7 protein-coding genes are annotated in these 11,490 nt (G+C 62.1%); 6 read left to right on the top strand and 1 reads right to left on the bottom strand.

Annotation, left to right across the window (positions count from 1 at the left end):
- From R3217_09120 to R3217_09095, 6 genes are all read left to right on the top strand, one after another.
- The coding region (locus R3217_09120) for a hypothetical protein (protein ID MDX1455602.1) at window positions 1–489 on the top strand (489 nt) is incomplete at its 5' end.
- Window positions 490–563: 74 nt separating this feature from the next.
- Window positions 564–2,591 (top strand): 3-hydroxyacyl-CoA dehydrogenase NAD-binding domain-containing protein, encoded by a 2,028-nt coding sequence (locus R3217_09115; GenBank protein ID MDX1455601.1) that lies wholly within the window; start codon window positions 564–566, stop codon window positions 2,589–2,591.
- A gap of 21 nt (window positions 2,592–2,612) precedes the next feature.
- Window positions 2,613–3,011, top strand: a complete 399-nt coding sequence (locus tag R3217_09110) for an acyl-CoA thioesterase (protein ID MDX1455600.1) — start codon at window positions 2,613–2,615, stop codon at window positions 3,009–3,011.
- Window positions 3,012–3,166: 155 nt separating this feature from the next.
- Complete coding sequence (locus tag R3217_09105) at window positions 3,167–4,207, top strand: cyclic nucleotide-binding domain-containing protein (GenBank protein ID MDX1455599.1); 1,041 nt, start codon at window positions 3,167–3,169, stop codon at window positions 4,205–4,207.
- 285 nt (window positions 4,208–4,492) lie between these two features.
- Complete coding sequence (gltB, locus tag R3217_09100) at window positions 4,493–9,118, top strand: glutamate synthase large subunit (GenBank protein MDX1455598.1); 4,626 nt, start codon at window positions 4,493–4,495, stop codon at window positions 9,116–9,118.
- Window positions 9,115–10,608, top strand: coding sequence for a glutamate synthase subunit beta (locus R3217_09095; GenBank protein MDX1455597.1), 1,494 nt, complete (start codon window positions 9,115–9,117; stop codon window positions 10,606–10,608). Before gltB ends, R3217_09095 begins: the two co-directional genes overlap by 4 nt.
- A gap of 10 nt (window positions 10,609–10,618) precedes the next feature.
- Here the strand turns inward: R3217_09095 and R3217_09090 are convergent, their stop codons facing one another.
- Window positions 10,619–11,395, bottom strand: coding sequence for a TatD family hydrolase (locus R3217_09090; protein ID MDX1455596.1), 777 nt, complete (start codon window positions 11,393–11,395; stop codon window positions 10,619–10,621).
- Window positions 11,396–11,490 lie beyond the last annotated feature (95 nt).

Here is an 11,490-nt window from a genome sequence, read left to right as displayed (position 1 = left end):
TACCGAAAGCACCTGGAACCGGTCAATGAAGCTCGCACCCGGAACCTCGACCGGCTCGAGGCCGACCAGTCGCCCCTGTCGGTTGAAGCCATTGTCCGCGCCTTTGTCGAACCCCTGGTCACGCAAGCCAATGATGGCTCCGACGGCGCCGTCTTTACCCGCTTGCTGGCCCAGTCGATGCACGAGGCCGCCGGCTACGTCGAGCGCTTCTATGCTCGCGAGAACGACGAAGTCCTGCGTCGCTACCGCCACGCCATGCAGGCGGCCATTCCGAGCCTGAGCTCGGAAGAAATCTGCTGGCGACTGAATTTCATGTGCGGCACCCTGCACAACGCCTTCCTCGATGCCGGTTTGTTGAAACTGATGGATGAAGGCAGGCAGCCGCGTCCGCAAGCGACCCTGGAACAGCTGATTCCGTTCCTGGTTGCCGGACTCAAGGCGCCGGGGCAGACCGAGCTCGATACGAACAGCGCGCAGGCGGCATCCTGAACCAGGGTCCATCGCGGCACGACATCATTTCGTTTTTTTTCATTGCACCAATTTGAATCTGGGAGACCTCTTGCATGGCTAACAACTGGGAGATCAAGCGCGACGACAACGGCCTAGCCTGGCTGATTTTCGATAAGGAAGGCGCCAGCACCAACGTCCTGTCCGGCGATGTCATGGTCGAGCTGGACGAAAAGCTGCAGAGCCTCGAGGATCATCCGCCCAAGGGGCTGGTGGTGAAATCCGCCAAGAAGAACGGCTTTGTCGCCGGCGCCGACATCAAGGAATTCACGGGCCTGGAAAGTTCGGCCCAGGCCTTCGACCTCATTCGTCGTGGTCAGCTGGTACTCGAGCGCCTCGAGAACCTGCCCTTCCCGACCGTCGCAGCAGTGCATGGCTTTGCCCTGGGTGGCGGCCTGGAACTTGCGCTGGCCTGTGATCACATCATTGCTGCCGATGCCGACAACACCAGCCTGGGCCTGCCCGAAGTCAACCTCGGCATCCATCCCGGCTTTGGCGGCACGGTGCGTTCCATCCTGCGCTGCGGCGTCATGCCGGCCATGGAAATGATGCTGGCCGGACGCCCGGTGCGCATCAAGAAAGCCAAGGCCATCGGCCTGGTCGACAAGGCTGTCCCTGCCGACACCCTGGATGAAGCGGCTGCAAAATTCGCCCTGAACCCGGCACCGAAGGTCAAGGCGCCGCTGGGCCAGCGCTTGCTGAACCTGCCGGGCATCCGCGGCCTGTTTGCCAAGGTGCTGGTCAAGCAGGTGGCGGGCAAGGCGAAGAAGGCACACTACCCCGCGCCCTACGCCATCATCGATCTCTGGAAGGATCACATCGGCGACCCGGCAGCCATGTACCTGGCTGAAGCAAATTCCATCGCCGAACTGATGACCGGCGAAACCGCTCGCAACCTGGTGCGCGTGTTCCTGCTGCAGGATCGCCTCAAGGGACTGGGCAACAAGAAGGATTTCGACGTCAAGCACGTGCACGTGGTCGGTGCCGGCACCATGGGTGGCGACATCGCGGCCTGGTGTGCCTACAAGGGCCTCAAGGTCACCTTGCAGGACCGGGAAGAGAAGTACATCGAGCCGGCGATGAAGCGCGCACGCAAGCTGTACGAGAAAAAGTACCGTGGCAAGGAAGACCAGGTCCATGCTGCGATGGAACGCCTGCAGATGGACGTGGCCGGTGACGGCGCGAAGGATGCCGACCTGGTCATTGAAGCGATCTTCGAAAACGTCGAAGCCAAGCAGTCGCTCTACAAGGACCTGAAGACCAGGATGAAGGACGGTGCCATCCTGGCCACCAACACGTCCAGCATTCGCCTCGAGACCCTGGCCACCGTACTGGACAATCCGGGCGAACTGGTCGGCCTGCACTTCTTCAATCCGGTTGCCAAGATGCCGCTGGTCGAGGTCATTCACACCGACGACACCGACGACGGAATCATCAAGAAGGCCCTGGCGTTCAGCCGCCATATCGACCGCCTGCCGGTACCGTGCAAGTCCTCGCCGGGCTTCCTGGTCAACCGCATCCTGATGCCATACCTGATGCAGGCCATGCAGCTGGCCGAGGAAGGTGTCGCCATGGAAGCGATCGACAAGGCTGCCAAGGATTACGGCATGCCGATGGGCCCGGTCGAACTGGCCGATACGGTCGGCCTGGATGTCTGCCTGTCCGTGGCCGGCGTGTTCGAGCGCGAGCTGGGTGCCACGATCCCGCAGCGCCTCAAGGACATGGTCGAGGCCGGGACCCTGGGTCGCAAGTCCGGGTCGGGCTTCTATACCTATGGCGAAGACGGCAAGCCCGAAAAGGATCGCAGCAAGGCTTCCACTGGCCCGAGCGACCTGCAGGACCGCCTGATCTTCCCGATGCTGAACGAAGCCGTGGCCGTGCTGCGCGAAGGCGTGGTCGAAGATGCCGAGCTGCTGGATGGTGGCGTGATCTTCGGCACCGGCTTTGCACCGTTCCGCGGTGGTCCGATCAATGCGATCAAGGCCGGTGGCCAGGACAAGATGAAGGCCCGCCAGGAAGCCTTGCACGAGCGCTATGGCGACGCCTACAAGCCCGACGCTGGCTGGTCCAGCCTCAGCCTCTGAGTGATTAGCAAGGAACCTGACATGTACAGAGAACAGCCGCCCGAGGATCGCGAAGCCACGATTCGTACCATGGCCATGCCGGCGGATACCAATGGCCTCGGCGACATCTTCGGCGGCTGGCTCATGTCGCATGCCGACATCGCGGGTGCCGTACTGGCCTTCCGCCGGGCCAGCGGCCGCGTGGTCACCATCGCCGTCAACGAGTTCGCCTTCCTGCGACCGGTATTCGTGGGTGACGTGGTGAGCTTCTACACGGACATCAACAAGGTGGGCAACAGCTCGATCACGGTGGATATCACCATGTTCTCGGCCCGGACCACGGATGGCCGGGAGGAGCACGTTCGCGTCGCCACGGCGCAGATTACCTACGTCCATATCGGAGCCGACCGCCAACCTCGCGCGGTCCCGAAAAAAGGCTGAGCTGCCGGCGGGCAGCGCGGCCCGGGAACCCCGGTTTCTAGGCCAAAAGGCGCCCCAAAATCATGGTCTTGCAGCCTGAATCTATGTGATAGACTTACCCTAGCCGGCGGCGCCGGCTGGGGCACTGGACGCAATCACGCACGACGGGCAGAAGAATGACCAAGAAGGTTGACCGCGAGTTTCTCAAGACACTTACCCCGCTGAACGGCCTGAAACCTGAGAACCAGGTGGATATCGCCAACAAGACCGAGATCCAGGAACTGGGTGCGGGTCGCTACCTGTTCAAGGAAGGCGACGCCGACGACCGGACCATCTACGTCGTCAAGGGTGAAGTCGAAATCCGCAAGGGCGATAACGTCGTCAAGACCGTCAAGGCGGGCACTCCCGAGGCCAAGCACCCCGTGGCCCCGCAGAATCCACGCCAGTTCAGCGTGCGCGCCGGGAATGACATCGAATACATCGCTGTCGACAGCAACCTGCTCGATATCATGCTGACCTGGGACCAGACTGGCTCCTTCGAAGTGGGCGAGCTGGAGACCGAGGAAGAGGATGGCGACGACTGGATGGCGACCATCCTGCAGACCAAGGCCTTCCACAAGATCCCGCCCGCCAACATCCAGGCGATGTTCATGCGCATGCAGCCGGTAACCAAGAGCGCCGGCGAAACCGTGATCAAGCAGGGCGAGGAAGGCGACTATTTCTACATCATCACCCAGGGCAACTGCGTGGTGACGCGCGAAATGCCGAACGGCAAGGCCATCAAGCTGGCCGAGCTCACTGTCGGCGACTCCTTTGGCGAAGAAGCACTGATTTCCGACGCCAAGCGCAATGCCACCATCACCATGACCACCAACGGCCAGCTGATGCGCCTGGGCAAGGAAGACTTCACCGTCCTGCTCAACGAACCGATGCTGAACTGGGTCAGTGGCGACGAGGCCAAGGACATGGTCAGCAAGGGCGCCAAGTGGCTGGACGTGCGCCTGCCGACCGAGCACGAGAATTTCGAAGAGAAGGACAAGGCGGTCAACATCCCGCTGTACTTCATTCGCATCAAGCTGAAGGACCTGGATGAAAGCACACCTTATGTCGTGGTCTGCGATACCGGCCGACGTTCCTCGGCAGCGGCCTACATCCTGTCCGAGCGTGGTTTCCAGGTTGCCGTACTGAAGGACGGCCTGCACTCCCTCACTGCCTGACGACGCGACGAAGGTTCCGAGAAAAGCGCCCTGCCGGGCGCTTTTTTAATGCCTGGCGAAAATTCCCCTGTGCGCACAGGGACTTGGCGACGCTCGGCAGCGCTTTTTCATGAGACCATCTCGCCAGCGGCACTGGTCAATCCTTGCCCAACTTGAACAATCGTTTGAATCCGGTAGGGTGTATACAAGAATTCTTGCAATTCAATCGCTTACAGAACCCGCTAGCCAGCTCTGGCAGGCATGACGACAGAGCCTGTGCCAGCTACGCCCTGTTAAGGAAGCCGCATGCCCATCTCGTCCGTCAACCGTCCCGATACCCTTCGCCAGCGCTTGTCCGAACATGGACTATATCGCCCGTTGGACGGCCATGCTCACTGCGGTGTCGGCGCCATAGTCTCGCTGGATGGCAGCGCCTCGCATGCGAACGTGGACGACGCCCTCACCCTGCTCGCCAATCTTGACCACCGCGGCGCGCGAGGCGCCGAGGACAACACCGGGGACGGGGCTGGCATCCTGTTGCAGGTCGCCGACGCCTTCTTTCGCCGCGAAGTGCCCGAGCTCGAAGGGGTCGAGCGTTTCGCCGTCGGCCAGCTGTTCCTGTCGCCGGACAAGTCCATCCGGCAAGACATCGTCAAGCGTATCGAAGACCTTGTCGCGGACGAACAGTTGCGCATTCTTGCATGGCGAGAGGTTCCGACACGCAACGACGGACTGGGCAATACGGCGCTCGAATCGGAGCCGGTCGTCGTCCAGCTGCTGGTGGCCTGCGAGGAGAAGCAGGACAGTGACCGGGAGTTCGACGACAGGATCTACCTGCTGCGTCGCCTGCTGGAAAAGGAAGCGGAAGCCCGTCGCATTGCCGGCGAGGAGTTCAACGTCTGCTCCCTTCACCGGCGCCTGATCGTCTACAAGGGCCTGCTGACCTGCGCCCAGTTGCGCAGCTATTACCCCGACCTTGGCGATCCCGACATGAAAACGGGACTGGCCATGGTGCATGCGCGATTCTCCACCAACACCCTGGGAGCCTGGTGGCTGGCACAACCCTTCCAGCACTGCGTGCACAACGGAGAGTTCAATACCGCACGAGGCAATCGCAACTGGCTGAAGGCCCGAGAAGCCGTGCTGGCACATCCGCGCTATGGCGAGAACATCGAAAAGCTCAAACCCCTGCTGAACGACAATGCCGGCGACAGTGACTCGGCGAGCTTTGACCGGCTGTTCGGACTGCTGCTGAACGCGGGCCGCTCCCTGCCCCACGTGTTGCGCATGATGATCCCGGCTGCCTGGCGCAAGGATCCCGATATCGAGCCGAGCCGCGCTGCCTTCTATGACTTCCATTCCACGCTGATGGAACCCTGGGATGGTCCGGCGCTGGTGGTGGGAACCGACGGCGAGAACGTGTCGGCTGTCCTCGATAGAAACGGCCTGCGTCCCTGCCGCTGGACCGAAACCACCGACGGCCGGCTCGTCATTGCGAGCGAGACCGGCGCGCTGGGCCTGCCGCCGGAAAAAGTCGCACACCGGGATCGCATTGCGCCCGGTGGCATGCTGATGGCCGACACTGGCAGCGGCGAAATACTCGACGATGACGACATTTTCAGTCGGCTGTGCGACCCCCACTACGCGGCCTGGCTGGCAGGTAACCGCCTGCAGATGGACGACCTCATCCATCACACACGCCGCGAAAAGACGGCTGATCCCGATGACGACTGGCTGGAAGAACGCCAGCGCGCCTTTGGTTACACCGAAGAAGGCCTGCGCTACCTCATGCTGCCGATGGCAGAGGAAGGCATCGACCCGGTCGGGGCGATGGGAAGCGATACGCCGCCAACCGCCTTGTCGGCACAATCGAAATCGCTGTTCGGTTATTTCTCGCAGGCGTTTGCCCAGGTATCCAATCCGCCCATCGATCACATTCGCGAATCACTGGTCACTTCGCTTTACGTGCACCTCGGGCACCAGCGCAACCTGCTTGACGAATCCGAATCGCATTGCCGCCAGTTGTTGCTCAAGTCACCGGTACTGAACCGACATGGGTTCCGCATCGTCAGCGAGCTGAAGGCCGAAGGCCTGTCCAGCCAGGTCATCGACATCACCCTGCCTGCTGACCAGGCACTCGACGAAGGATTGCAGGAGCTGCGCAATGCCGCGGCCAGGACCATTGAAGCCGGCGCAGACATCCTGATTCTCAGCGACCGAAACACCAGCAGGTCCAGGAAAGCCATACCCAGCCTGCTGGCAACCAGCGCCGTTCATCATCACCTGATTCGCCAGGGCCTGCGCAATCGTGTCGGGCTGGTTGTCGATACCGGCGAGTTGCAGGTGGTGCATCACCTTTGTGCCCTGCTCGGCTATGGTGCCGACGCCGTGCATCCCTGGCTTGCACTGGAAACCGTTGCCCATCCCTTCATGCAGCAGAAAAGCGGCGCCGACGAGAACGAAGCCCGCATGGCCAGGGCAAACTTCTGCGCTGCACTGGAAAGCGGCTTGCTGAAGGTGATGGCCAAGATGGGCATTACCTCGGTCGAGGCGTACAAGGGCGCGCAGATTTTCGAGACGCTGGGTCTCGACCAGGGCTTTGTCGACGAGTTCTTCACCGGCACGCCCGCCAGCATCGGTGGTGTCGGGCTGCAGACATTTGCCGATGAACTTGATGAGCGACACAAGGCGGCCTTCATGCCGCGCCCCGACGGCAGCGCTGCCCTTCCCGAGGGCGGCGACTACTACTGGCGGCGCGACGGCGAGCTGCACCAGTGGAATCCGCTGACCATAGCCAACCTGCAACAGGCCGTGCGCAATGACGATGCCGAGGCCTATCGCGCCTACGCCGATTTCATCAACAAGCAAAGCGGTCGCCTGCAGACCTTGAGCGGCCTGCTCGACTTCGATACCGCCAAGCGACAGTCCATACCGATCGACGAAGTCGAACCGGTGGAGGACATCATGCGCCGCTTCTCGACAGGCTCGATGTCCTTCGGCTCGCTCAGCCAGGAAGCCCACGAGGCGCTGGCTGTCGCGATGAATCGCATCGGTGGCAAGTCGGGCACCGGCGAAGGGGGTGAGCAGGTCGAGCGTTTCGGCACCGAACGTGAATGCAGCATGAAGCAGGTCGCATCGGGGCGTTTCGGCGTGACGCTGGAGTACCTCAATCGCGCACAGCAGATCGAGATCAAGATGGCGCAGGGTGCAAAGCCGGGCGAAGGCGGCGAGCTTCCCGGTGGCAAGGTCGACGAAGGGATTGCCAAGGTCCGCTTCACGGTGCCGGGCGTCGGCCTGATTTCACCGCCGCCGCATCACGACATCTATTCCATCGAGGATCTCGCCCAGCTCATCCACGATCTCAAGTGTGTTGCACCGCAAGCCGAGATCCACGTCAAGCTGGTTGCCAAGGCCGGGGTCGGTACCATTGCAGCCGGTGTCGCCAAGGCCAAGGCAGACGCCATCCTGATCTCCGGCGACTCGGGTGGCACGGGCGCGGCCAAGAAGACGTCCATCAAGCATGCCGGCTCGCCCTGGGAGCTCGGGCTGGCCGAAACCCAGCAGGTACTCGTTGCCAGCCGCTTGCGATCACGCATCACCCTGCGCGCCGATGGAGGCTTCAAGACCGGTCGCGACGTCGCCATTGCGGCCTTGCTGGGCGCCGAGGAGTACGGTTTCGGAACCGCACCGCTCGTGACACTGGGTTGCATCATGTTGCGCAAGTGTCACTGCAATACATGCTCGGTCGGCGTTGCCACGCAGGACAAGGAATTGCGCGCTCGCTTTGCGGGCAAACCCGAGCACATCATCAGTTACATGCGTTTCGTCGCGGAGGAAGTTCGCGAGATCATGGCCATGCTCGGCATTCGCCGACTGGAAGACATGATCGGCCATCCCGAGTACCTGCGGGCGGCCGAGCTGGAACACCCGAAGGGCATTCGCCTGGATCTTTCGAAACTGCTGGCTGCACCCGCCGAAACCGAGGCAGGACGAATTCGACAACAGGGTCAGGACCACAAGCTGGAGAAGCAGCTCGACAACCGGTTCTGGGACGAAACGGAAAGAGCCGTTCGCTCCGGAGAATCCGTGGTCATTCGTTCCGCCATCAGCAACATCGATCGCGCGGCAGGCACCCTGCTGTCCGCACGCCTGCAACAGGCCGTGCTCGCAGACGACCCGTCACGAGTTCGCGATGGCCAGGTGCGCCTCGACCTCGAAGGTCCGGCGGGCCAGAGTCTCGGCGCCTTCCTCGCTCACGGCATCACGCTGGACCTCGAGGGTGAAGCGAACGACTACGTCGCAAAGGGCCTGTCCGGCGGGCGCATCATCGTGCACCCCTATCATCGTGCGCAGTATCCCGCCGCCGAGAACATCCTTGTCGGCAACACCTGCCTGTACGGTGCAACCTCCGGCGAGCTCTACATCAATGGCCTCGCCGGCGAACGTTTTGCCGTGCGAAACTCCGGTGCCATTGCCGTCGTCGAAGGTGTTGGCGACCATGGCTGCGAATACATGACCGGAGGCACCGTGCTGGTCCTTGGGTCGGTGGGCAGGAATTTTGCTGCGGGCATGAGCGGCGGCGTGGCCTACGTCCACATGCCGCAGGACAAGCTGGACCGCTACCTCAACAAGGAACGCGTGCACATGGAGAGTTGCGATACCGAACGCGACCGCCGCATGCTGCACCGGCTGTTGAAGAATCATCATTACTACACCGGCAGCCAGCATGCGCGCGCGATGCTCGACAACTGGCCGCGCTGCATCAAGCAGTTCATAAAGATCATTCCGGAAGCCTATGCCCGCGCGGTCGACCGGTTCGCGGCACAGGGCGAAGACATCCTTACACCGTTGCCACCGAAAGCGAGCGAAGTGCATCCGCAACGCGGTCCTGCAATCGAAAGCGTCCCGGCCGACAAGGAGCCAGCAGAATGACCGAGAAGCATCCCGACGGCTATCGACGCCAGGCTCGCGAACCGATCCCCTCGCGCGATCCCGCCGAGCGTCGCCATGACCATGCCGAGATCTATTCGCCGGAGTGGAGCGAGGAGCAGCTGCAAGCACAGGGTGAACGCTGCATGGATTGTGGCATCCCTGCATGCATGGCCGGCTGTCCGCTGGGCAACCGGATCCCGGAGTGGAACGACCTGGTCTCGAACGCCGACTGGCGGACCGCGCTGGAGCGGCTGCATGCGACCAACAACTTTCCGGAATTTACCGGTTACACCTGCCCTGCCCCTTGCGAACCGGCATGCACCCTGGCGATCACCAAGGAAGCCGTCACCATCAAGAGCATTGAACGCGCCATTGTCGACAAGGGCTGGGAAGAAGGCTGGATCAAGCCGCGAGCTCCCGGGCATCGCAGCGGTAAGCGCGTTGCAATTGTTGGCAGCGGTCCTGCCGGGCTCGCAGCAGCGCAACAGCTGAATCGTGTCGGCCATGAGGTCATTGTCTACGAGCGCGACGAACTTGCCGGCGGCCTGATGATGTTCGGTATTCCCGATTTCAAGTTTGCCAAGCACCGCGTCGAGAAACGCATCAAGCAGCTCGAGGCCGAGGGCATCGAGTTCCGCACCGGTGTGACCATTGGCGAGGATATCGGCCTGCATGAACTCGAGGCGGAGCATGATGCCGTGTTGCTGGCGATCGGCGCGCAACAGCACCGTGACGTGCTGATCGACGGCCGCAATCTCGATGGCGTGGTATTCGGGATGGATTACCTGACGCAGGAAAACCGCCGCCAGAACGGACTGGCTATCGAAGGACGGGAGATCTCGGCAGCCGGCAAATCGGTGGTCGTGCTAGGTGGTGGCGATACCGGCGCCGACTGTGTCGCGACTGCACATCGCCAGGGGGCGAAGGAAGTGCGCCAGTTTTCGATCAATCCCGAACTGCCGGTCGAGCGCCCGGCCGACAACCCGTGGCCGGAATATCCACGCACTCGCGAGCCGTCCTATGCGCTGGCAGAAGGCGGCGAGGCAAAATTCAGCCTTGATACCATCGCCTTCGAGGACAGCGACGGCGATGGTTGCGTGAATAACGTGCTGGCCGAGAAAGTGGAATGGATTCGCGAGAACGGGCGGCGTGTCGACAAGACGGTCATCGAGCCGGACCTTCGCATACCTGCCGATCTTGTCCTGATTGCCATCGGATTTTCCGGCGCACAGACCGGACCGTTCGAGAACACCGACCTGGAGATCGATCCCAGTGGTCGCATTGCAGTGAACGACCGCATGCAGACCAATCATGAAAAGGTGTTCTGTGCCGGGGATGCCGGTCGAGGTGCCTCGCTCGTCGTCTGGGCGATCGCTGCCGGGCGCGAGGTTGCCCGTGAAATCGACAGCTACCTGATGGGCAACTCGACCCTGCCGGCATCGTTGCGGACAGCCAATGCGCCGCTCGGTGCGCGCGACGTGGACCTCTGAGCAACGCCGCTCATTGCATGCCGAAGAAAGCGAGGCCGTTGCTGCGGGTCTGCTCCGCAATGCGTTCCACCGGTTCGCTGCGTACTTCCGCCAGGCAGGCAGCCACCTCCGTTACCCAGGCCGGCTGGTTTTCCTTGCCACGGTGCGGCACGGGCGCGAGATACGGTGCATCGGTCTCGACCAGGATGCGGTCCAGCGGCACGTAAGCAGCAACCTCGCGCAGGGCGCTCGCATTCCTGAACGTCACGATGCCCGAGAAACTGATGTAGAACCCGAGATCCAGGGCCTGGCGCGCAAAGTCCAGCGTCTCGGTAAAGCAGTGAATCACACCGCCGCAATCCCGAGCTCCACTCTCTTCGAGGATCGACAGGGTATCCGCCCCGGCCTCGCGGGTGTGAATGATCAGGGGCTTGTCGATGTCTCGCGCAACTTCCACATGGCTGCGCAGTCGCTGGCGCTGGATATCCTGCGGAACGGTTTCGTAGTGGTAATCGAGACCGGTTTCACCGACCGCGACGACACGTTCATTGCCGGCGATGGCTCGCAATTGCTCGGCGTCCGGTTCTTCATCGGCGGTGTGCAGTGGATGCAGGCCAGCGGTATTGCGGATCCAGTCGTGACCTTCGGTCAGGTCCAGGAGGGACTTGCTCTGCTCCAGTTCGACACCCACGCAGACCAGCCTGTCGACACCGGCATCCTGCGCGGCCGCGATGACAGCATCGATGGTGCCGCTCTGCTTGACCGGCTCGAGCATGTCCAGGTGGCAGTGGGTATCAAAGAACTTCATGTGAACCTCGGCAATCGGAAATGAAAAAGCCCGGCGTGCAGCACGTCGGGCTCGCGTTCGAAAAGGGAGTCGACTTACATCGTATGGGTCGGACG

The sequence above is a fragment of the Gammaproteobacteria bacterium genome (assembly GCA_033720895.1).
GTDB lineage: Bacteria > Pseudomonadota > Gammaproteobacteria > Natronospirales > JAJUFS01 > JAWWBS01.
The sequence above is the reverse complement of the archived record's forward strand: the minus strand, read 5'-3'. Positions and strand labels throughout refer to the sequence as shown.

Bases quoted from the DNA above. Each gene is read 5' to 3' on its own strand.
- R3217_09115 (MDX1455601.1), top strand. From the start codon at position 564: ATGGCTAACAACTGGGAGATCAAGCGCGACGACAACGGCCTAGCCTGG.
- R3217_09110 (MDX1455600.1), top strand. From the start codon at position 2,613: ATGTACAGAGAACAGCCGCCCGAGGATCGCGAAGCCACGATTCGTACC.
- R3217_09105 (MDX1455599.1), top strand. From the start codon at position 3,167: ATGACCAAGAAGGTTGACCGCGAGTTTCTCAAGACACTTACCCCGCTG.
- gltB (MDX1455598.1), top strand. From the start codon at position 4,493: ATGCCCATCTCGTCCGTCAACCGTCCCGATACCCTTCGCCAGCGCTTG.
- R3217_09095 (MDX1455597.1), top strand. From the start codon at position 9,115: ATGACCGAGAAGCATCCCGACGGCTATCGACGCCAGGCTCGCGAACCG.
- R3217_09090 (MDX1455596.1), bottom strand. From the start codon at position 11,395: ATGAAGTTCTTTGATACCCACTGCCACCTGGACATGCTCGAGCCGGTC.